Source organism: Henriciella aquimarina (assembly GCF_002088975.1).
GTDB classification, from domain to species: Bacteria; Pseudomonadota; Alphaproteobacteria; order Caulobacterales; family Hyphomonadaceae; genus Henriciella; species Henriciella aquimarina.
This window is the reverse complement of sequence record NZ_NCST01000116.1, coordinates 50,205-71,637: the sequence shown is the minus strand read 5'-3', so window position 1 is coordinate 71,637 and position 21,433 is coordinate 50,205. Positions and strand designations below refer to the sequence as shown.

At 61.8% G+C, this 21,433-nt stretch carries 23 protein-coding genes and 1 tRNA gene; 10 read left to right on the top strand and 14 right to left on the bottom strand.

Annotated features, from left to right (window positions below; translation table 11 throughout):
- Positions 1-25: 25 nt before the first annotated feature.
- Positions 26-241: a 30S ribosomal protein S21 gene (gene rpsU / locus B8784_RS17850; protein ID WP_084399240.1), complete on the bottom strand. Its 216-nt coding sequence runs from the start codon at positions 239-241 to the stop codon at positions 26-28.
- Positions 242-366: 125 nt separating this feature from the next.
- Between rpsU and B8784_RS17845 the strand changes: the two genes are divergently transcribed.
- Together B8784_RS17845 and B8784_RS17840 are read left to right on the top strand one after the other, a co-directional pair.
- Positions 367-975 carry a COQ9 family protein gene (locus tag B8784_RS17845; RefSeq protein ID WP_233356223.1) on the top strand — a complete coding sequence of 203 codons (609 nt, stop codon included), beginning with the start codon at positions 367-369 and terminating at the stop codon, positions 973-975.
- A 102-nt stretch (positions 976-1,077) separates the two neighbouring features.
- Positions 1,078-2,016: a DUF481 domain-containing protein gene (locus tag B8784_RS17840; protein WP_084399238.1), complete on the top strand. Its 939-nt coding sequence runs from the start codon at positions 1,078-1,080 to the stop codon at positions 2,014-2,016.
- 29 nt (positions 2,017-2,045) lie between these two features.
- Here the strand turns inward: B8784_RS17840 and B8784_RS17835 are convergent, their stop codons facing one another.
- Together B8784_RS17835 and purE are read right to left on the bottom strand one after the other, a co-directional pair.
- On the bottom strand, positions 2,046-3,119 hold the full coding sequence (locus B8784_RS17835; protein ID WP_084399237.1) for a 5-(carboxyamino)imidazole ribonucleotide synthase: 1,074 nt from the start codon (positions 3,117-3,119) through the stop codon (positions 2,046-2,048).
- Positions 3,116-3,607: a 5-(carboxyamino)imidazole ribonucleotide mutase gene (gene purE / locus B8784_RS17830; RefSeq protein WP_169712632.1), complete on the bottom strand. Its 492-nt coding sequence runs from the start codon at positions 3,605-3,607 to the stop codon at positions 3,116-3,118. The genes B8784_RS17835 and purE overlap by 4 nt, the downstream gene beginning before the upstream one ends.
- A gap of 176 nt (positions 3,608-3,783) precedes the next feature.
- On the opposite strand from purE, the gene B8784_RS17825 reads away from it, so the two are divergent.
- The 3 genes from B8784_RS17825 (at position 3,784) to B8784_RS17815 (ending at position 5,523) form a co-directional block, all read left to right on the top strand.
- Entirely contained in the window at positions 3,784-4,410 is a 627-nt protein-coding gene (locus B8784_RS17825; RefSeq protein WP_233356222.1) for a GGDEF domain-containing protein, read from the top strand.
- A 116-nt stretch (positions 4,411-4,526) separates the two neighbouring features.
- The gene (locus B8784_RS17820; protein ID WP_084399235.1) at positions 4,527-4,694 is read left to right on the top strand and encodes a YdcH family protein; all 168 of its coding nucleotides are present in this window, start codon (positions 4,527-4,529) and stop codon (positions 4,692-4,694) included.
- A 58-nt stretch (positions 4,695-4,752) separates the two neighbouring features.
- A complete protein-coding gene (locus B8784_RS17815) occupies positions 4,753-5,523 on the top strand; it encodes an SDR family oxidoreductase (protein ID WP_084399234.1) in 771 nt (256 codons plus the stop codon).
- Between the two features lie 82 nt (positions 5,524-5,605).
- Here the strand turns inward: B8784_RS17815 and B8784_RS17810 are convergent, their stop codons facing one another.
- The gene (locus B8784_RS17810) at positions 5,606-6,937 is read right to left on the bottom strand and encodes a cytochrome P450 (RefSeq protein WP_084399515.1); all 1,332 of its coding nucleotides are present in this window, start codon (positions 6,935-6,937) and stop codon (positions 5,606-5,608) included.
- A 101-nt stretch (positions 6,938-7,038) separates the two neighbouring features.
- Positions 7,039-7,521 carry a DUF2244 domain-containing protein gene (locus B8784_RS17805; protein WP_084399233.1) on the bottom strand — a complete coding sequence of 161 codons (483 nt, stop codon included), beginning with the start codon at positions 7,519-7,521 and terminating at the stop codon, positions 7,039-7,041.
- A gap of 81 nt (positions 7,522-7,602) precedes the next feature.
- Here B8784_RS17805 and nth point away from each other — a divergent pair, with 81 nt between their 5' ends.
- Positions 7,603-8,331: an endonuclease III gene (gene nth / locus B8784_RS17800; protein WP_084399232.1), complete on the top strand. Its 729-nt coding sequence runs from the start codon at positions 7,603-7,605 to the stop codon at positions 8,329-8,331.
- Between the two features lie 6 nt (positions 8,332-8,337).
- On the opposite strand, the gene B8784_RS17795 is transcribed toward nth, so the two are convergent.
- A complete protein-coding gene (locus B8784_RS17795) occupies positions 8,338-8,910 on the bottom strand; it encodes an ActR/PrrA/RegA family redox response regulator transcription factor (protein ID WP_084399231.1) in 573 nt (190 codons plus the stop codon).
- A 3-nt stretch (positions 8,911-8,913) separates the two neighbouring features.
- Entirely contained in the window at positions 8,914-10,311 is a 1,398-nt protein-coding gene (locus B8784_RS17790) for an ActS/PrrB/RegB family redox-sensitive histidine kinase (RefSeq protein WP_084399230.1), read from the bottom strand.
- A gap of 73 nt (positions 10,312-10,384) precedes the next feature.
- On the opposite strand from B8784_RS17790, the gene B8784_RS17785 reads away from it, so the two are divergent.
- Positions 10,385-11,005 (top strand): SCO family protein, encoded by a 621-nt coding sequence (locus tag B8784_RS17785; protein ID WP_084399229.1) that lies wholly within the window; start codon positions 10,385-10,387, stop codon positions 11,003-11,005.
- 63 nt (positions 11,006-11,068) lie between these two features.
- On the top strand, positions 11,069-12,304 hold the full coding sequence (locus B8784_RS17780) for a polyhydroxyalkanoate depolymerase (RefSeq protein ID WP_084399228.1): 1,236 nt from the start codon (positions 11,069-11,071) through the stop codon (positions 12,302-12,304).
- A gap of 3 nt (positions 12,305-12,307) precedes the next feature.
- Here B8784_RS17780 and B8784_RS17775 read toward each other — a convergent pair whose 3' ends face one another.
- From B8784_RS17775 to B8784_RS17745, 7 genes are all read right to left on the bottom strand, one after another.
- Positions 12,308-12,772, bottom strand: a complete 465-nt coding sequence (locus tag B8784_RS17775; RefSeq protein WP_084399227.1) for a copper chaperone PCu(A)C — start codon at positions 12,770-12,772, stop codon at positions 12,308-12,310.
- A gap of 44 nt (positions 12,773-12,816) precedes the next feature.
- Positions 12,817-13,854, bottom strand: a complete 1,038-nt coding sequence (gene trpS, locus B8784_RS17770) for a tryptophan--tRNA ligase (RefSeq protein ID WP_084399226.1) — start codon at positions 13,852-13,854, stop codon at positions 12,817-12,819.
- A gap of 23 nt (positions 13,855-13,877) precedes the next feature.
- Complete coding sequence (gene murJ, locus B8784_RS17765) at positions 13,878-15,431, bottom strand: murein biosynthesis integral membrane protein MurJ (protein WP_084399225.1); 1,554 nt, start codon at positions 15,429-15,431, stop codon at positions 13,878-13,880.
- Between the two features lie 33 nt (positions 15,432-15,464).
- Positions 15,465-18,290 (bottom strand): [protein-PII] uridylyltransferase, encoded by a 2,826-nt coding sequence (locus B8784_RS17760; RefSeq protein ID WP_143435615.1) that lies wholly within the window; start codon positions 18,288-18,290, stop codon positions 15,465-15,467.
- Between the two features lie 55 nt (positions 18,291-18,345).
- Positions 18,346-19,155 (bottom strand): inositol monophosphatase family protein, encoded by an 810-nt coding sequence (locus tag B8784_RS17755; protein ID WP_084399224.1) that lies wholly within the window; start codon positions 19,153-19,155, stop codon positions 18,346-18,348.
- Between the two features lie 33 nt (positions 19,156-19,188).
- Positions 19,189-19,581, bottom strand: a complete 393-nt coding sequence (locus B8784_RS17750; RefSeq protein ID WP_084399223.1) for a helix-turn-helix domain-containing protein — start codon at positions 19,579-19,581, stop codon at positions 19,189-19,191.
- 250 nt (positions 19,582-19,831) lie between these two features.
- Complete coding sequence (locus B8784_RS17745; protein WP_084399222.1) at positions 19,832-20,719, bottom strand: N-formylglutamate amidohydrolase; 888 nt, start codon at positions 20,717-20,719, stop codon at positions 19,832-19,834.
- Positions 20,720-20,844: 125 nt separating this feature from the next.
- Between B8784_RS17745 and cpdR the strand changes: the two genes are divergently transcribed.
- Together cpdR and B8784_RS17735 are read left to right on the top strand one after the other, a co-directional pair.
- Entirely contained in the window at positions 20,845-21,204 is a 360-nt protein-coding gene (cpdR, locus tag B8784_RS17740; protein ID WP_084399221.1) for a cell cycle two-component system response regulator CpdR, read from the top strand.
- 67 nt (positions 21,205-21,271) lie between these two features.
- Positions 21,272-21,346 (top strand) — tRNA-Val (locus B8784_RS17735).
- Positions 21,347-21,433: the final 87 nt, after the last annotated feature.

The following is a 21,433-nucleotide window of genomic DNA, read 5'->3' as shown; positions in this document are numbered from 1 at the left end:
CACGCCAGAATTGGCGGGACTGGTTTTATGCCAGGCCCTCGCGCTGGGCGCGCTTACGAGCGAGTTTGCGAGCGCGGCGCACAGCTTCAGCTTTTTGGCGAGCCTTCTTCTCAGACGGCTTTTCAAAGTGCGTGCGGGATTTCATTTCCCGGAAAAGGCCCTCACGCTGCATTTTCTTCTTCAGCGCGCGAAGGGCTTGTTCGACATTGTTGTCGCGGACAACGATCTGTACGATGGTCAAATCTCCATTGGTTCACCGGGCTTGGCCCGGTATAATTCTGGCGTGTAGACGAATGAAGGCGCGCCTATAGCATTAAAGACAAGGCTTGCCTACTCCCGGAGCCAGCAATGACAGCAAGGCCATCAGTGAGACTGCAGGATAAATGGCTTGAAACGCTCTTGCCACTTGTCGAGGACAAGGGCTGGACGGATGAAGCCTATACACTATCAGCGCGCGAGGCGGGCATAAGTTCCGAAGAAATGTCACTGGCCGCGCCCAATGGCATCTCCGATCTGATCGAGCGCTTCTTCGACCGGGCCGAAGAGACAATGCTGGAAAGCCTGGCCACCCGGGATCTCACAGGCCTGCGCACGCATGAGCGGGTCGCTGCAGGCATCAGGGCCTGGCTCGATGCGCTGGAGCCGCATCGGGGCGCCGTCAGGAAGGCCTCGACGCGCGGCTTCCTGCCTTGGCATGCGCCGGATGCAGCCAAGCGCACCTGGAAAACCGCCGATGCCATCTGGACGGCGGCGGGCGACACGGCCACGGACTATAACCGCGAGACCAAGCGCGGCTTGCTGTCGGCCACCCTGCCGACCATCGTGCTTTACTGGCTCGACAATGACTATGACGAGGAAGAGCTCGACGCTTTCATCGAGAGCCGTCTGAAAGGGGCGATGAAACTCGGCCAGTGGGGATCGAAGATCGCAAAGCCGGGACTGGAGTTGCTCGACCGGTTGAGAGGGCGGGGCTGAGCGGGCTTTTGTGACCCGCTGACAGGCCTTCACTGACATTGCCGGGCTTCAGGCAGCGCGCGTCAATATTTTGTTAACCGGGCTCTCTTCAGAGACAGAAAGATGTTGGAAGTGTTCCTGGCGCAGGCTGCTGCCGTCGTCAGTCAGCCTGAAACCACAGAGGTGCAGCGCGAACGGCTCCCCCATGCTGTGGAGCGGATGCTGTCGGCTGCGCTGCGTCTTGATGATGAAACAGAGCTTGCCGCGGTCGTGCGGGCGGCGAAATCGGCCTACCCGGAGCATGCAGCCGAAATCGATGCCCTTGTCACCACTCTGCAGACCCCGGTCGAGCCTTTGCGTATCGATCCGCTGGTTGTCCCGGCGCCGGTCCCGGTCGAATACGACCGCCCCGGTTATTGGGAAGACTTCCATGCCGAGCTGACGCTCAATGCGGCGGAAACCTCGGGCAATAGCGATACGCTGTATCTCGGCCTGCACGGAAAGCTGAACCTGATGCGGAAGGCTCAGATCCACCGCATCGAGTCCTATGCCAACACGGCCGAGGCCAATGGTATAGAAAGCCAGAACAATTGGGGGCTGTCTTACCAGCTCGATACGCTCTGGACGGATACCTATTTCGGCTATGTTCGCGGCTCCCTTGACCGGGATGACTTCTCAGGCTTCGAGACACAGGCCTTTACTGGCGTGGGGGCCGGTGCCTACCTCATGGATACTGACAGGATCACGCTGCGCAGCGAACTGGGGCCCGGTTACCGCTATCTTGACCTTGCCAATGAGGACAAGACCATCGGCGCGATCGGCCTCTATGGGGCGGCGGAGCTTGACTGGGACATCGATGAAAACTGGACGTTCGAAGTCGACACGAAGGTGAACATCTCCGGGCCGACTTCGTCACTGCATCCGACGATGAAATTGAACACGGTCGTTTCGAAAAGGATCAGTGCCGGGGTCTCCTATGACCTGCGCTATGAATCGAACCCGCCTCTGATGACCGAAAAGCTCGACCGTATTCTGAGGTTCGACGTCAAATATACGTACTAGCGGCGCCTGAGGCTGGCCCGGCCAGCCGGCTACGCCTTCGCTGTCCGCCGGACGACATGGCCCATCTTGCGGCCTGGCTTGGCGTCGCGCTTGCCATAGAGGGTGACGACAGCGTCCGGGTCATAGCTCTCCGGCGGTGCCAGGGCTTCCTCGCCGAGCAGGTTCTGCATTTCGACCTCGAAGACACGGGTGACCGGTCCGAGGGGCCAGCCGGCCACGGCGCGAATGTGCTGTTCGAACTGTCCTGTCAGGCAGCCTTCCGGCGTCCAGTGACCGGAATTGTGAACGCGCGGCGCGAATTCGTTGGCAAGCAGCGTCCCGTCTTCGAGCACGAAGAGTTCAAGGGCCAGGACACCGACATGGCCGGTTTCCTGGGCAAGGGTCTCGGCCAGTCTGGTGGCACGTGCAATGACACCTTCCGACAGCCCGCACGGCGCAATCGAGGTGCGCAGAATGCCACCGGAATGATCGTTCATGCTGGGATCAAAGGCTGCGGTCGCCCCGCCCGGTGCGCGCGCGATGACGACGGAGATTTCACGCTCAAAGGGGACGAAAGCTTCCAGAATAGCGGGCACATGGCCGATCGAATCGAAGGCCGCTTCGAGGTCGTCGCCGCTTTTCACGCTTGCCTGCCCCTTGCCGTCATAGCCTTCGCGGCGTGTCTTCAGCAGGCCTTCGCCGCCAAGTGTCTCGAGCGCGGTCTTCAGCTCTTCAGGCGAGGACACCGGCGCGTAGGATCCGGTCTCGATGCCGATCTCGTTGAGGAAACGCTTTTCGGTGAGGCGGTCCTGCGAGGTTTCGAGGGATTTCGTGCCGGGGTGCACAATGGCGCCGCAAGCCAGAAGATAGTCGACCGAGGCGACGGGAATGTTTTCGAACTCGTAGGTGATGACGTCGCAGGCCTCAGCGAAGGCTTTCAGCGCGGCTTCGTCCTCATAGGCGGCATTCCAGTGTTTCGCCGCCACGCGAGCAGCTGGCGGGGCTTCGCCGGGGGCGAGAACATGGACGTCAAAGCCCAGCCGCGCAGCCGCAGAGGCGAGCATACGGCCGAGCTGGCCGCCGCCCAGTATGCCGATCACGGAGCCGGCCGGCAGGGGGGTCATCCTTCCGGAACCTCGCCAACACTGTCGGTCTGGGCCTTGCGGAAAGCATCGAGCTTCTGGGCGACGCTGTCATCTTCAAGCGCGATGATGGAGGCGGCCATGATGCCGGCATTCGCCGCGCCGGCCTCGCCGATGGCGAGCGTGCCCACGGGCACCCCTTTCGGCATCTGGACGATCGAAAGCAGGCTGTCCTGGCCATTCAGCGCGCGGGACTTTACCGGCACGCCCAGCACCGGCAGAGGCGTCATAGAGGCGGTCATGCCCGGCAGGTGGGCCGCGCCTCCGGCCCCGGCAATAATCACCTTGAGCCCGCGGTCCTTGGCAGACTTTGCATAATCGGCGAGGCGGTCGGGTGTGCGGTGCGCAGAGACAATGCGCGCTTCGTGAGAAACGCCCAGCCTTTCGAGCATTTCGCAGGCAAGCTTCATGACCGGCCAGTCGGACTGACTGCCCATGATCACACCGACTACGGGTTCCCGTTCGCTCATTTGGCCCCCTTTCAGGAAGCGGCCCAAAATAGGCAGCGGCCTTTCCCCGTCAAGCGCCTGTTCGACTGTAGATGCAGGCGGCGAACTCCCCTATAGCGGGGCTCATGGAGAAAACGCCCGGCAATGAAAGACAAGCGCCAAGCAAAGGCCGTTCTGCTTCGGCGGAGGAGCAGCTTTTGCGCGCGCTCGACATCGAGCCTGCCGAGCACGATCTGAAGACGTCCGCGGCGTTCCGGGCGCTCGCGGAAGAAGTCATCTGGCTGCGTGAGGAGGAGGCCCGGCTACGCCGTGCGCTGGAAACGGCCGAAAACCTTGCCGACCATGATTCGCTCTGTCCGGTCTTCAACCGGCGGGCTTTCGAGCGCGAACTGAAGCGGGAAATGGCGCTCGCCGAACGGCACGGCTCTCCGCTCGTCCTTCTTTATATCGACCTGGACCGGTTCAAGACGGTCAATGACCGCTTCGGTCATGCCGCCGGGGATGCGGCGTTGAAGCAGGTTTGCGAGATCATTCTCTCGCTGGTGCGCCAGACCGATATTGTCGGCCGTCTGGGCGGTGACGAATTCGGTATCGTGCTCACCCATGCGGGACTTGAGGGCGCCCAGGCGAAGGCGGGCGAGCTTGTCCGTCGCATCGACCGGCTCAGTATTTCCGGGGCTGACCCAGGTGCCGGCCCGGTCAGGCTGGGGGCCTCTTGCGGGGTTGTTGCCTGGCAGGGCCAGCCCAGTGCTGAATTGTTTATTGCACAGGCCGATGAAGCCATGTTCCGGGTAAAATCTGCCCGCAAACCAGAGCGTCGATGAACCCTCTGAAATGAATCGTTTTTTAGACGAAATCCCCGTGACCGGACCCCGGCCTTGTGATTTACTGTGCCTTGAAAGTCACAGTTTCTCACGCAGCAAGCAAGGAGGTTGATCCCATGTCAATCCAAGGTCGTATCGAGGAACTCTCCAATCGCCATCGCCGGCTCGATCAGGAGATCTACGAGGAACAGAAGCGTCCTGCTGCAGATGAAGTCAGACTGCACGACCTGAAGAGAAAGAAACTGAAGATTAAAGAGGAACTGGTCACTCTCCGGCCGAACTAGGCTGACCAGTCCCGGCTCTCCCTGATCCGGTTCGTTCAGCACCGGATCAGGAGCCATTATGGAAAAACCCGTCACCCTCATCCTTGGCCTCGGCCAGCTTACAGGCGAAGCTGTGGCCCGCCGGTTTTGTGATGCCGGCCATTCGGTCCTTGCCTGCGATCCGCAGATGAAGCGGGTCGAGCGTGTCGCCGACACACTGCGAGACCGGGCCATTGTCCAGCACGAAGAACTGCACACCAAAATCGGCCTGAAAAACTGCATCGCTGCCGCGGTGGAAGCCTATGGCAAGGTCGATCACATCGTTTCGGTGCCGCCGCTCGCGCCGGACATGCCGCTCGACGGACTGGATGTCGAAGCCTTCGAAAAACTCCAGATGCGCGCCCTGCGCGGCGCCATCCTCACGCTACAGCTCTTCGACAAGCACATTGCCCGGCGGGTCGAGGAAGCGGGCGATACGATGGGCCGGCGCGCCCAGCTCGGCAGCGTGACCTTTGTCCTCTCCCTGTCGGCACGACAGGTCAATGAGGGCGATTTTGCCGATTCGGTCGTACAGAATTCGATCCTTGGCGTGGTCCGGGCCGGGGCCGTCGAACTGGCCCCGAAACGGATCCGGACCAATGCCATCTGTGCCTTGCGCCCGCGCGCGGAAAGCACCGAGGTCAAATGGCTGAAGAAGCGCACGCCGCTCGGCCGGGCGAGCCTTGGCGACGAGATCGCCGAGACCGCGCTTTTCCTGTCGCAGCCCTCAAGTGCCATCATCACGGGGGAGACCATCGTCATGGATGGCGGGCGCTCCAATCTGAGCGGCATTATAGAAACCGACGACTAGGCTGGCTCGTGCCTTCCCCAAAAAGAAAAGCCCCGCCAGAATGGACTGGCGGGGCTTTCCCGTTTCAGTGCGAGGGATAGGTTTATTTCTTCGGGTGGCAGATCACCGGCATCCAGGTGTAGCCCTTCACGAAGGAGTGCGGCGTGCGCTCGGGCTCGTCCAGCAGCTCGATATGGTCGAACCGCTCCATCAGTTCTTCCCAGAGGATGCGCAGCTGGAGCTCACCGAGACGGTTGCCGACACAACGGTGAATGCCGAAGCCGAAGGAGAGGTGGTTGCGGGCCTGCTTCCGGTCGATGATCAGGCGGTACGGATCTTCTTCCCAGAAACGCTCATCCCGATTGCCGGAGACGTACCACATGGCGACCTGGTCGCCTTTCTTGATCGTCTTGCCGTGCATCTCGACATCCTCGAGCGCGGTACGGCGCATATAGGCCAGCGGCGTCTGCCAGCGAATGACTTCCGAGACCATGTTCGGAATGAGCGACGGATCGGCCTTCAGCTTGGCATATTCTTCCGGCCACTTGTTGAGGCCATAGACCGAGGCTGACATGGAATTCCGCGTCGTGTCATTGCCGCCGACGATAAGCAGGATGACGTTCCCGAGCAGTTCCATCGGCGTCATGTTCTTGGTCTTCTCGCCATGGGCAAGCAGGCTCATCAGGTCGTTCTTCAGCGGCTGGGCCTGCCGTTCCTGATAGAGGCCGGTGAAGGTCGTCAGACACTCCATCAGTTCCTGTTTCCACTGGTCGAGGCCACCCGGGCAGATGTCCGGATTGTGCGGGTTGGTCGCGACATCCGACCAGCGGGTCAACTTGCGGCGGTCCTCGAAGGGGAAGTCGAACAGGGTGGCGAGCATCATGGTGGTGAGCTCGATGGAGACGGTGTCGACCCAGTCGAATGGTTCGTTCACGGGGATGGAATCGAGCAGCCCCTGTGTGCGCGAGCGGATAAGCGGCTCATATTCCTTGAGCATGTTCGGCGCGACGGCCGGCTGCACGGTCTTGCGCTGTTCGGAATGGCGCGGCTCGTCCATGGCGATGAACATGGGCAGCTCGAAGTCCTCGAACGGCTCGCCGAGTGTGATGCCGCCATATTCCCAGGATGAGGAGAAGCGCTTGTGGTCGATATCGACCTTCTGGATGTCTTCATAGCGTGTAACCGACCAGTAGGGACCGGAGAAGCTGTCCGGGGTATAATGAACCGGATCATTGTCACGCATCCACTCGAAGAAGGACCAGAAGGCGTCGCGGCGCCAGAGCTCCGGGTCGAGGATGTCGAACGTCGACATATCGACCTCTTCGGGCGACGGGATCGGGGCGCCGCGGTCGAGATGGAAGTCCATCAGCTTTTCGCGGGCCGTCGTCTTCGGGCGTTCGAGATTGTGGCGAACTTCAGTTGCCGTGTCAGTCATGATCATGCCTCCAGGTTCCCGGGCTTTCCGGTGTTTTCTTGTTCTGAAGGCAGCCTATCACAGACTTTATTGAAAAACCATGACGCAGGCGTCATTTTTAATCAATAGCGCTCCGCGCGGGCTTTCGCGATGGCTGAATCGATGGCCTCGTGAAGGGACCGGCGTTCATGCGGGGCCAGAAACCGGCCGATGACATAGGCGGTTTGCCCATGTGCCAGGCGCAGCTCGCTCGGCTTGCGGGGCGGATGGACCAGGCTGAGACGGGTAAAGCCTGTGGGCAGGCGGACTTCTTTCGGCTCATGGCCCGGACGTTCATGACGCAGGCGGATTGTCTCGGCTGTGATGCGAACCTGTGTTTCCTCGCGGAGATTCTGGAAATTCTTCCGGAAGGCATACCAGATCGCCAGTGCATCCAGCCCGAACCAGCCAATGACCGGAAAGGCGCCCATGGACAGGAACATGATACCGCCCAGGAAGCTCATCGCGCCGACGAGGCTCATGACAACCAGAAAAGCGCGCGGACTGAGCGCGGTGTTCGGGGTCAGCGTGGCATCGAAGTAGACGATTGAGGGCGTATCCGTCATGGCCCTTAAAATGAGCGGGCAGGCCTGTCACGGCAAGTGAAGACTTGATTAGGCCGGTGCGGCATTTACACCGCTTGGCCTATGGCCAAGACACCCGCGAAATCGAAGAAAAAGAAGCGCGCCGCGCCCACGCTCGGCCCGGAAAAGACCGCCCGGCTTTATGCGGCCCTCGCCGAGGATCGTCCGGCGCCGACGACGGAACTCAAATATCACAACCCCTATACGCTGGTCGTCGCCGTGGCGCTGTCGGCGCAGGCCACCGATGTCGGGGTGAACAAGGCGACCAGAAAGCTCTTCGAGATTGCCGATACACCGGACAAGATGCTGGCGCTCGGCGAGGAAGGCGTGGCCGAGCACATCAAGACAATCGGGCTCTGGCGTAACAAGGCAAAGAATGTGATCGCCCTGTCGCAGATGCTGATCGACGATTATGACGGCAAGGTTCCGGAAAACCGTGACGAGCTGACCAAGCTTCCCGGTGTCGGACGCAAGACGGCCAATGTCGTGCTGAACGAAGCCTTCGGCCATGAGACCATTGCCGTGGACACCCACATCTTCCGCGTCTCGAACCGTACCGGCCTTGCGCCCGGCAAGACCCCCGATGAGGTCGAGGCACAGCTGGAGCGGGTAACGCCGCCGGAGTTCAAGAAGGGCGCGCATCACTGGCTCATCCTGCACGGGCGCTATGTCTGCACCGCGCGCAAGCCGAAATGCTGGGACTGCGTGATTGCCGACATCTGCAAGTTCAAGGACAAGACACCCGATCCGACGAAGAAGACCTCGTCGCTCGGGCCGAAGGGGCCGGCCTGATCCGATTTAGCGCGGTGCGCGCTTTGCCAGGATACGCTGCAGCGTGCGGCGGTGCATGTTGAGGCGCCGGGCGGTCTCCGAAACATTGTGATTGCAGAGCTCATAGACCCGCTGAATATGTTCCCAGCGGACCCGGTCGGCTGACATCGGATTTTCCGGCGGTTCCGGCATTCCTTCGGAGCTGTTGACCAGGGCGCGGATAATGTCCTCGACTTCGGCCGGCTTGGCCAGATAGTCGGCCGCTCCAGCCTTTACCGCCGCCACAGCTGTAGCGATGGCACCGTAGCCGGTCAGGATGACGGCGCGGGCATCGGGGCGGTAGTGATGGAGGATTTCCACGACGTCGAGCCCGGAGCCGTCTTCGAGGCGGAGATCCAGCACGGCAAAGGCCGGCGGGTTCATCCGGGCGATGTCCTTGGCTTCGGCGACGGAGGACACGGCAGAGACGAGAAAGCCCCGCTGGGTCAGCGCGCGGCCGAGGCGCTGCAGAAAAGGCGCATCGTCATCGAGCACGAGACAGGTCCTGTCCTCGATGCCTTTCAGCGCCTCATGAAGTTTTACGGTGACGTTATAGTCCATGATTCAAGTCTCCACTTCCGGACTATTTATCTGCCTACGGTCAGATTCCAAGGATTCCAGTGCTGTTCTCGGCCAGACGGCCTGCACAATTGCGCCATGTCTTGGCGGTGTCCGGTTGCGTGTCGCGATCCGTCCGCCGGTTCTTTCGATGAGCGTCTTGGCGATAAAGAAGCCAAGGCCCATGTCCCCGCCGCCCAGATGCGCCTCGCTGCGCTGGGAGACATAGGGCTCGCCCAGCTTTGGCATGACTTCCGCGGCAAAGCCCGGCCCGTCATCGGAAATGGTCACCATGAACTGCCTGTCGGTCCAGCTTGCCACCGCGCGAACCTGGCTGTCGGCAAAGCTCACCGCGTTTTCGATAAAGGCACCTAGCGCGTGCAGGATTTCGGGGCTGCGCTGGATGAGCGGGACGCGGGGTTCGCCTTTTTCTCCGGGCGAATAAGTGACGTTGAGCGCCACGCCAAGCCCCTTGAAGGGCGCGGCAGCTTCCTCGACCAGTGCGCTCAGCGGCATGTTCGCGTGGACGATGTCTTCCGCCTCCCGGGCTCGGCTCAGCTTGCCGAGAATGTCGCGGCAGCGCTCGGCCTGTCCGGCGATCAGTTTGACATCGTCATGGCGCGGATCGGCCTCATCGAATTCATTGGCGAGCTCCTTGGCGGCAAGGTGGATCGTAGCCAGCGGCGTGCCGAGTTCGTGGGCGGTCATGGCCGACATGGCGCCGAGGGCGGAGAGCTTCTGCTCGCGGGCCATAACGATGGAGGCCGCATCCAGCGCGCGCACCAGGCGCGCTTCATCCTCGCTCAGGCGGACCGAGGAAATGGCGAAGAAGGCGATGCCGATCGCCAGAGCGGCAAAGTGGCCCCACTGGAACAGGGGCGGCAGATTGACCGATTCTTCTGGCCGCCAGGGCAGGTCCAGCGAGTAGGCCGGCATCAGGGCCGCGCAGGTGATCGCCAGCAAGGCAATAAGGGCTGAATACCGCGCGCGCAGGCTGTTGGCGGCCACCGTCACCGGTGCCAGCAGGAAGAGCAGGAAGGGGTTGGCGAGCCCGCCCGTCAGCGCGATGAGCACGGCGAGCTGCAGTGTGTCGAAGGCAAGTTGAAGGGTGGCTTCCCAGCCCCGCAGCAGGAGTTGCTCACGCATGGCGAAGGAGAGGAAGACATTCAGCCAGGCCGAAGCGGCAATGGTCGTCAGGCAGAGGCCCAGGGGCAGGTCGTAGCCCATGATGAAGCGTACGAAGAGCAGGGCCGCCGTCTGGCCGGCCACAGCCAGCCAGCGCAAAGTGACGAGCGTGCGCAGCCGGGCCCGCCCGCGCGCGGCCTCGACCCCGGCAAGGCCGGTCGGCAGCAGGCTGTAGAGCGCCTGCTCCAGGCCTTCACGACTGGCATGTGTCTCGTCCATCAGCGCTCCTGCGACACTGTTTCGCCGCTTCCCGCTCTTGCGGCAAACGCGTGTCCCCCGCATACCTTCGACCATGAAACCGATCCAGACAATTGTCCTAGGAACTGCATGTCTTCTGGCGGCCGCCTGTAATGGCGAAGCCCCGGCCGAACCACAGGCCGGTGGCTCCCAGGCGGGCTGTAGCACGCGCGCCTATGAAAACATTGGCGGTCCGATAAGCCTGATCAATCAGGATGGCGAGCGCGTCACCCAGGAGGACTTCAAGGGCAAGCCGACTCTGATCTATTTCGGGTTCACCTATTGTCCGGATGTCTGCCCCTCGACCCTGGTTGCGATCGCCAATGCCTATGACGCTTTGCCCGAGGATGTCGAGCCGCCGCAGACGGTCCTGATCTCGGTCGATCCGGAACGCGACACGCCGGAAGCACTCGCCAAATATGTCTCAAACAATGCCTTCCCGGACAATCTGGTCGGCCTGACCGGCACGCCGGAAGAGATCCAGGCGGCCGCCGATGAGTTCTATGTCGGCTATGAGAAGATCGAGACGCCCGACAGCCTGTCGGACTATACGATGGATCACACATCGCTGCTCTATCTTATGGACGAGGACTGGGCGCTTGAGACCTTCTTCGCGGAAGGAAACAGCCGTCCTGACGAGATGGCGACCTGTCTGGCACAGCTCCTGAAAGACTGAGTGCATTGCATTCCGGCCAAAAAAGGCCAATATGCTGCGGTGCAACAATGAGGGTGTGCGTCGGTGCTGTATTCTCTGGTGGAAATGAACAAGGCCGCGATGGCGCCGTTCCGGCTCCAGGTCAAAGCGGCCAACACGCTTTGGTCATCCCAGGCGAACCCTTTGCGGGAAACCCAGTTTGCGCGGTCCATGTCGGCTGCCTCCAAGGTATTCGAGCGCGCGACGCGGTATTATGGCAAGCCGGACTGGCAAATCACCGAAACCGAGATTGACGGCAAGACCCACACCGTCACGCCGATGACCGCCTGGGCCTCGCCCTGGTGTCAGCTGGTGCATTTCGAAACCGAGGGTGTCGAGCCGGGCCGCCCCGATCTGATGATCGTCGCCCCGCTCTCCGGCCACTATGCGACCCTGCTACGCGGCACGGTGGAAGCGTTCCTGCCAACGCACAATGTCTACATCACCGACTGGACCGATGCGCGCACCGCGCCGATCTGGTTCGGCCGCTTCGATCTCGATGACTATATCGACCATATCCGGGATATGCTGGAATTCCTTGGGGCGGGCGCCCATGTCGTCGCTGTCTGCCAGCCCGGCCCGCCTGTTCTGGCGGCGATCTCCATGATGGCCGAGGATGGCTCGGAAAACCTGCCGGCGACGATGACCTATATGGGCTCGCCCATAGATGCGCGCCGCTCACCCACCGTGCCGAACAAGCTCTCTGAAGAGCGCAGCCTCGACTGGTTCCGCTCCAAGATGATCCATACCGTCCCGCCGCCATGGCCGGGGGCGTTCCGGCGGGTCTATCCGGGCTTTATCCAGCTTACTTCCTTCATGCACATGAACTGGGATCGCCATGTCGATGCCCAACACCGCTTCTTCGAGCACCTTGTCGAAGGCGATGAGGACAGCGCCGAGAAGCACCGCTCCTTCTATGACGAATATCTCTCGGTGCTCGATCTCACCGAGGAATTCTATATCCAGACCATCGAGCGCGTCTTCCAGAAGGCTCTTCTGGCGCGTGGCGAATATCGCTACCGCGACGAGCGCATCGTCAAGCCTGCCGCGATCGAGTCGGTCGGCCTGATGACGGTCGAGGGCGAACTGGACGATATTTCCGGCATCGGCCAGACGCAGGCCGCGCATGATCTCTGCACCCGCATTCCGGACAAGCTGAAGGCGGACTATATCCAGCCGGGGGTCGGCCATTACGGCGTCTTCAACGGCTCGCGCTTCCGCCGCGAGATTGTCCCACGGGTGACCGAGTTCCAGAAGCAGGTTGCCGGCAAGAAACGCTAGGCGTTATTCGCCGACGGCGCGGACCTCGGCTTCGGCCTCGAGCGTCAGCGTCTCGCCGCCTTCGGATTCGAAGGTAAGCGTGATGTTGGCCGTATCGCCGGCCGCAAGGTCTTCCTGCAACCCGAACAACATCAGGTGATTGCCGCCACGGTCCATGACCAGCGTGTCGCCGGCCTTGATCTCGAACCCGTCGACCGGCCGCATGGTCATCCGGTCGTCGACCATTTCCATGGTGTGCGTCTCGACAGTTTCGGCCACATCGCTGGTGACGCCAGTGAGCGTGACACCGCCCCCCTCGACCGTGATCCGGATGCCGCCCATGGTGACATCACGACCGGCCAGCGGCGCCTGGATGAAGGCGTCCTCATAGGAAAGCACCGGTTCGCCTGTGTCGCTGCCGGTCGAGCCGGGCTGGCAGGCAGCCAGAAAGGCAGGGGCGAGAAGACAGCTCAGCACTAGGCGTTTCATGACGGGCTTCCTGTTGAAAAGACAGATAGGTTTATTTCACGCGCCTAGGGACGCCAGAAGCCGACGATCCGCCGCACCTCGTCCATGATCGGCTCGGCGATCGCGTTTGCTTTCTCCGTCCCCTTGCGCAGGGCGGCATCGATCTCATCCGGATTGTCCATCAGCTCACGCATGCGGGCCGTGATCGGAGCGAGATGCTCCACGGCCAGCTCCGCCAGTGCCGGTTTGAACGTGCCGAAGCCGGTGCCGCCATATTCGGCCAACACCTGTTCGTCGCTCATGTCGGCAAGCGCGCCATAGATGCCGACCAGATTGGCGACTTCCGGGCGGCCTTCCAGGCCCTCGACGTCGCTCGGCATGTCGCCCAGCGTGTCGGTCTTCGACTTCTTGATCTTGCGCGCGATGGTGTCGGCGTCATCGATCAGGTTGATCCGCGAATTCTCCGCCGGATCGGACTTGGACATCTTCTTCGTGCCGTCCTTGAGGCTCATGATCCGCGCGCCCGGCCCCTTGATCAGACCTTCAGGCATGGGAAAGACATCCTGGCCGTAATACTGATTGAAGCGCCCGGCGACGTTTCTCGTAAGTTCAAGGTGCTGCGTCTGGTCGTCGCCGACCGGCACATGGGTGGCCTTGTAGGCGAGAATGTCGGCAGCCATCAGGACCGGATAGTCGAAGAGGCCGACCGAGGCGCGTTCGGCATCCTTGCCGGCCTTGTCCTTGAACTGGGTCATCTTCTCGAGCCAGCCCATGCGGGCCATGCAGTTGAGAACCCAGGCAAGTTCCGTGTGGGCACGGACAGAGGACTGCACGAAGATGACCGACTGGTCAGGATCGAGACCACAGGCCAGCATGGCCGCGGCAATCTGGCGGGTCTGGCTTGCCAGAACCTCATGCTCATACGGCATGGTGATGGCGTGCAGGTCGACGACACAATAGATCCCGTCCCAGCCATCATTCTGAAGCGTGGTAAACTTCTTCAGGGCACCGAGATAATTCCCCAGGTGGAGATTGCCGGTGGGCTGGATGCCGGAGAAGACGCGTGTCGGGCCAGCATAGGTCGAGGTCTGTTCGTCAGTCATGGCGCGGCCAATAGCGCAAGCGCCTAGGCGCGCCTAGCCCCCTTTATGTCGCTGATGCGGATCGCTCCGAAAATCAGGGCGAAGAGGCCATAGGCTGCCGCACCCACCGCCGCGATGGCGAGGGCGGCGAGGAATTTCGAGTCCAGCGTATAGTTGGCGATGGTGTCGCTATGATTTGCGAGAAACCAGAGCAGGCCGGCCATGGCGGAAGAGGCGATGAAAACAGAGACGAGACGGCGCACGAGTTCGCCGCCCGGCCTGTACCAGTCGCGCCGTAATAGGCCGATAAAGAGAAGGCCGGCATTGACCCAGGCGGCCGTACTGGTCGCGATGGCCAGGCCCGGAAAGCCCGCCATGCCGTTGGTCTTGAGCAGGAAGAAGAGGCTGGCGCCGAGGACGGTGTTCACCCCTACCGACGTCAGCGAATAGCCCATGGGCGTGCGCGTGTCCTCGCGGGCGAAGAAGCCGGGCGCCAGCACCTTGATGAGCACAAAGGCCGGTACGCCCCAGCCGAAATGGAAGAGCGCGCGCGCAGTCTGCTGGGCGTCGAGCGAGGTGAAGTCCCCGCGTGTGAAGAAGCCGTCGACGAACAGGAAGGGCGCTGCCATCAGCGCAGCCGCAGCCGGCAGGGTCAGCGCCATGGCCAGACCGACCCCATTGTCCATGACTGACTGGCTCTGGCCCCGGTCATCGGAGCGCGCCGCACGCGACAGGCGTGGCAGGATGGCGAGACCGACCGCCACGCCAACCAGGCCGAGCGGGAGCTGGTAAAGCCTGTCGGCGGAATAGAGCCAGGTCTTCGCGCCGGTCTCGAAACTGGCGAGCGCCTGGCTGACCATGATGTTGATCTGCATGCCCGACGCCGCGATCGTGCCGGGGACCGCCAGCGCCGCAACCCGTTTCACGCCGGGCGTCAGCTTTGGCAAACCGAGGCGCAGGCGGATCTTCTGGCGTGAGACGCCGTACCAGAGCAGGATCACCTGAAGCAGGCCGGCGACCGAGACGGCGACAGCGAGCGACTTCGAGATCTCATAATTGTCCGAGCCGATAAAGGCCGCGATCAGAAGCGAAAAATTCAGAAGGGTTGGCGCACCCGCCGACATGGCGAACTTTCCGCCCGAGTTAAGGATACCGGATAGCAGTGCCGCCAGCGCCATGAAGGACATGTATGGCATGGTGATCTGCGTCAGCAGGATCGCCAGCGGGAAGTGGACCGGGTCATTGCGATAGCCGCCATGCAGCAGGATCATGATCCACGGCATGGCCAGCTGGGCTACAATGACGAGGAAGGCGGTCACGGCAAGGAGGCCGCGCAGCGTCTCCTCAGCCAGCTGCCGGGCAGCTTCGGGCCCTTCGGCCTCCAGTGTGCGCGAATAGGCTGGGACGAAGGCCTGGGCAAAGGCGCCCTCGGCAAAGACGCGCCGGAACAGGTTTGGAAACATCAGCGCCGTGAAGAAAGCGTCGGCCACCGGCCCCGCGCCGAGCTTGGCCAGGATGACCACATCGCGCAGGAAGCCGAGCGCCCGGCTGCCAAGCGTCCATGTCGACTGGGTGAGCGTATTCTTGAGAACACTCATCTTTGGCGGGCAGGTCCTTGTCGGGCTGGCTTGTCAGAAGCTGTCGGCGGCGTTGGCCTGTTTCAGGCTCCGCGCCGGGGTGCGCGGAGCTTCGGGTTCTTCGCGCTGAAGTATGGCGAGAAGTTGCTGCTTGAGTGAAGCTTTGCGGTCTTCGGTATAATTGTCTGGGAGCTGGACATAGAAGGCGTCGAAAACCCGTTCGCCATAAGAACCGACATGCGCGGAGTGGATCGAGATGTTTTCCTGGGCCAGGACATTGGCAACATCGTGCAGCAGCCCTGGCTGGTCCCGTCCAGCCACATCGATAACGGTATAGTCGGTCGAGACCGTATCATCGATCTTGACCTGTGGCATGACGAGAAATGCCGCTTCCCGGCGCGAGGAGGTGTTCGGGATCTGCTTGATCGGCGCATCGCTGGTGAAGACGCGCCGGACCTCGTCTTCCAGCCGCTTCAGGCGTCCCGGGTCCCCGGCGGCGAAAACACCGCCCTTGCCGTCCTGCAGAATGAAGACGTCCACAAGGAAACCGGACGGGCCAGTATAGACCTGGGCGGAGACGACGTTCGCGCCCTGATTTGCGATGGTGCCGGCCAGCTTGGCGAACAGGCCAAGCCGGTCATGGCCGGCGACCAGCAGGGAAACCCCGCCGCCATCTTCGCGCACAGTGGCTGAAATGACCGGTGTTTCGCTGGTGCGCAGCTTCTCGGCGTGTTCCGCCAGCACATCGACATCGAAGCCTGTCCAATAAGCAGGATCCATTTCCTGCATCACTTGCGGGATCGCGCCGACGCGTTTTTCCAGCGCTTCGCGGTTGAGCGCGGCCCGGCCGGCAAGCTCTCTGGCAACGCTCTTTTCGTCTGTGCGCCCGCCACGGAGGGCGGCTTCAGTGTTGTGGTAAAGGTCTTCAAGGAGCTGGCCCTTCCAGGCATTCCAGATTCCGGGGCCGACAGCGCGGATGTCGGCAATGGTGAGGATATAGAGCAGGCGCAGCCGCTCGATTGAGCCGACCATGGCCGCAAAGCGCACAATGGTGGACGGGTCGGCAATATCGCGCTTCTGGGCCGTTTCGCTCATCTCCAGATGGTGGCCGACCAGCCATGCGATGAGGTCTGTTTCGGCGTCGGAGAGCCCCAGACGCTTGCCGGCCTGGGCGGCGGTCTTCATGCCTTCGACCTGCTGGTCCCCCTGTCCCTTGCCGGTGTCGTGCAGGAGCATGGCGAGGTAGAGGACCTGCTTGTTGTCGATCTTTTGGAACAGCCGGTGGGCCAGTTCGACCCCTTCGCCGCCGTCTCGGTCCATCTGTGCCATATATTCCACGGCGCGGATCGTATGCTCATCCACCGTATAGTGGTGATACATGTTGAACTGCGTCTGCGCGACGATGCCGCCAAACTCCGGCAGGAAGCGGCCCAGCACATCGGCATCGTTCATCCGGCGCAGAGCCAGACCGGGGTCGCGGCCTTCGACCAGCAGCTTCAGGAAGGCCTCGCGCATTTCCGGCATCAGGCGCGTCTTGGGATTGATCAGCTTCGACTTGCGCGCGGCCATGGTCATGGCGTCGGGGTGGATATCGTGTTCGCTCTCGTCGGCGATGGCGAAAAGGCGGATCAGATTGTCCGGATGTTCGTCGAAGACCTCCTCGCCTGTGACGCTGATACGTCCGCCATCGAGGACAAAGCCCTCCTGCTCCAGGGGCTTCGGGGCGCCCGCCGGTATGAAGCGGCGCCAGCCTTCCGGTTTCTTGACGTGCTCGGCTTCGAGCTTGGCGGCCAGGATGCGGGTGAGATTGCCGACATCCTTGGCGACCAGGAAATAGTGCTTCATGAATCGTTCGACGCCAAGCTGCTCGGAGCGGTCTCGATAACCCATGCGCGAGGCGATTTCGGGCTGCAGGTCGAAGCTGAGGCGCTCTTCGGCGCGGCCCGTCACATAGTGAAGATGGCAGCGCACGGTCCAGAGGAAGCGCGCGGCCCGGTTGAAGACGGTGTATTCATGCGGCGTGAACGGGCCGTTCTGCATGACCTCTTCCAGCGTTTCACCGCCATACATGTGCTTGCTAATCCAGTAGAGGGTCTGAAGATCGCGGAGCCCGCCCTTGCCGTCCTTCACGTTCGGTTCGACAACATAGCGGCTATTGCCCTGCTTGGCATGGCGGGCATCACGCTCGGCGAGCTTGTCGGCAATGAATTCGGCATTGTGGCCCTCGACGGCATCGCTGCGGAACTTCTCCATGGTTTCGCGGCCGAGGCTTTCATCCCCGAACAGGAACCGGGCATCGAGCAGGGATGTCTTGATGGTGACATCCTGCTTGGACAGGCGGATGCATTCTTCCGGCGTGCGGAAGGCGTGCCCGACTTTCAGGCCAATGTCCCATAGCGCATAGAGCATGTACTCGATCACGCTCTCGGCATGGGCCGATGCCTTGTAGGGGCGGATGAAGAGCAGATCGACATCGCTCGAGGGCGCCAGCACCTGGCGACCATAACCGCCTGTCGCGAAGACGGCGAGGCGCTCACCTTCCGTGGGGTTGCGCGCCCGGTGAACGTGGACGGTCACATAGTCATAAAGCGCGTGCAGGACCTCATCCTGCACTGCGGCCAGAAGGCGCGCGGTATCCAGCCCGTCGGCGCCTTGCTGCAGCCGTTCCTGTGCGATCATGCGGCCGCGGAAAAGCGCGCCGTGCAGGTGGTTCAGGACTTCCTTGCGGGCTTCCGCCTCGTCTCCGAGATTGTCGAGAAAGGTGGTCGTGAGCTTCACGCGCAATGAGCGCCCATCGACAATGTTGGAAATCTTCCATTTGCTGGGCCAGGCCTTGCTGGGCAGCTTGCGGTGGACGAGGGATGCGCTGTTTTCCGTCATATGTCCCTATCTAGCGCGAATCCGCCGGATGTGACCAGCCGGCGTGCAGGCGTCATCAGATCGCAGACCGTCTGAGCGAGATCAGGGCCTGCTCGAAAACGGCTTCCGAGGCGGCGCAGGCGATCTGCGAGCCGAGCTTGGCCTCGTTGCCCCGCCAGTCGCGCGCGACACCGCCAGCCCCGCGCACCACCGGGATGAGCGCGGCCACATCGTGGGCCTGCAGTCCGGTTTCGCAGACGAGATCGATCGTTCCGCCGGCAAGCCGGGCATAGCCATAAGCGTCGAGCCCATAGCGGGTGATGCGCGCAGTATGCCGAAGATGCGTCCAGGCGCCCTGTTCAGCGGGCGTCATGATAAAAGGGTCGGTTGTGGCAATGATCGCCTCGCGCAGGTCCTGACAGTCAGAGACCTTGAGCGCTTCCCGGCCCCCGGCGGTCTCGAGGAAGGCTCCGGACGGGGCGCCCACATAGCGCTCGCCGAGGACAGGCTGGTCGATCATGCCGATCACAGGGTGCCCATCTGGATCAACCAGCGCGATCAGCGTCGTCCAGACCGGCAGTCCGGCAAGGAAGGCGCGCGTGCCGTCGATCGGGTCGATCAGCCATTGCCAGCCGGAGGGGCCCTCATGCGCGCCATATTCCTCCCCGTCGATGCCGTCCTCGGGGCGTTCCTGTTTCAGGATTGTGCGGATGGCGTCTTCGGCGGCCTTGTCGGCCAGGGTCACAGGGTCATAGCCGGCTGTGCCCACCTTTTTGTTCTCGGTCTCCACGCCACAGCGAAAATGCGGCCGGATCGCTGTCCAGGCCGCATCTGCGAGGCGCCGTGTCAGCGCCAGTGTGTCGTCTTCATTGAAAGCGCGCGTCATGGAGATGCGCTTTGGGCCAGCCGGCCCGGCGCGTCAAGCAGCGCCGGTCCCGTTCTGGTCGCTTTCCAGTGCCTTGGCCAGTTCGAGCAGGCGCCGGCGGGGGCGTTCACCCAGGCGATAATAGGCGCGAACCAGTTCAAGCGTTTCTTTCTGGCTGAGAATGTCGCCATCGAGGCGTTCGGCGTCATTGGCCGCGAGAAGGTCGTCGCCTTCCATGCCATCGAAGAAATACTGAACCGATACATTCAGTGCGCGTGAAAGGTCATACAGTCTCGATGAGGTCATGCGGTTGGCGCCGCACTCATATTTCTGTATCTGCTGAAACCGCACGCCAACCTGGCTTGCAAGTTCCTGCTGCGTCAGTCCCAGCAGTCTGCGGCGGCGGCGAAGCCTCTTGCCTACGTGCAGATCCGTTGTGTCCGTCATGTGCGGCTCCCCAGTTGGTCTGTTCCCGGGAGTGTCCCGGTTTGAACGTCTGTGGAGAGGGGTGAGCAAGGGATGTGCCGAATGGTTGTGCCAGGGTGTCACATGCAGAAATGCAGGGATGGCTGAATTCGCACTTGCAATTTGTGCGGCGCACAATAATATAGGTATCAGCACTGCGGTGCTAACGCCTTCTGGCGTTTCCTCCCTTTACCTTATTGGCCGTGCCGGCTTGGCACGGCCATTTTTTTATTCAGGGACTGAGCCGGACAGCCAGACGGCAGATTTCTGCAATGACAAGATCGATAGTCTCGCTGAGCCCGGCCATGTCGGGCAGCGGCTCGACCGTCACTTCATCCATGTAAAGACGGCGGTTTATCTCGATCTGAAGGGCGTGGACGTGGCGTTTCGGACGACCGTAGCGCCGGGTCGTATATCCCCCTGCGTAAGGAGCATTGCGGGTGACGGTCAGCCCGGCCTGGCGAAAAGTGCGCTCGACCAGATTGGTCAGCTGGCTTGTGCAGCTTGAGCCAAAACGGTCTCCCAGAACGATATCCGGCAGGTCTGGCCGTCCGGGTTGTTTCGATGGCATGGAGTGGCAGTCGATCAGAAAAACGCATCCAAATTTCTGATGCAGTGCAGCAATCTCGCCGCTGAGCGCCTGATGATAGGGGGCGTGCACACCAGAAAGACGGGACTCTCCGTCTTCCGGGCTAAGCTTTTTTGCATAGATGGTATCCCCTCTTGCACCGATCTTCGGGATGCAGCCAAGACCTGCCTGGACGCGGACAGAGGGCGCGGCCGCTTTTCCCGGCAGTTTTCCGGTGAACATGTCCGGGTCAAGTTCACGCGGATCCCGGTTGAGATCCACAAAAGCCCTGGCGTGTGTCGCCCGCAGCAAGGCGGCGCCGAGATTGGGCGCATGGGCGAACAGGGCGTCGACATGGGCGTCCTCGGTGCGCCGCAGGTCGATGAGTGGCACACGAAGGTTCTGCAGCAGGGTGTCGGGATAATGCGTGCCGCTGTGGGGAGAGGTGAACAGCACCGGGGTTTTAACGCCCGCCGGGCGAGCGAACGCGAACGCCGGGACGGGGCCGTCCGGGCGGTCTGATGTTTCCTGTTCACGATCAGCAAGGCTCATGGGGACAGATGGTTGGATATTTCTGCAGAAGGTCAAGCATGTGCGTGATGTTCACGTGGAATTTACCCCGGCCATGCTCTGTGGAATCTATTAAACAGGACAGGTGATCCCGGGGGCCCCACGCCATGAGCAAGATCCTTCTCGCTGAAGATGACGAGATGATGCGGACATTCCTGACCGCCTCGCTCAAGCGGGCTGGCCATGATGTTCAGGATTTCGAGGATGGGGAAACAGCGCTCGCGGCGCTGGAGCGCGAAGTCTTCGACTTGCTGCTCACCGATATTGTGATGCCGGGCATTGATGGCATCGAGCTGGCGCGGCGGGGGGCCGAACTCGATCCAGCCATGAAAATTGTCTTCATCACCGGATTTGCGGCGGTGGCGCTCGCTTCTGGCACGCCAACACCGGCTGGCGCGAAGATCCTCTCAAAGCCGTTCCACCTGCGTGAACTCGTGGAAGAGGTCGACCGTGTGATCGCGGCCTGACATTCACAGCGCTTGCAGGCTTGACTTGAACGCCACAAGGCCCGATTAGGGCCGCTTCAAAACGGATGGGCGGTTAGCTCAGCGGTAGAGCACTACGTTGACATCGTAGGGGTCACTGGTTCGATCCCAGTACCGCCCACCATTGAAACCATTTACGTTTCCGGCGATCCGGACCCCAATTCCTTTCCATTTTGCTCATCTCTGCCGGCGCGTTCTTTTGCTGAGGCAT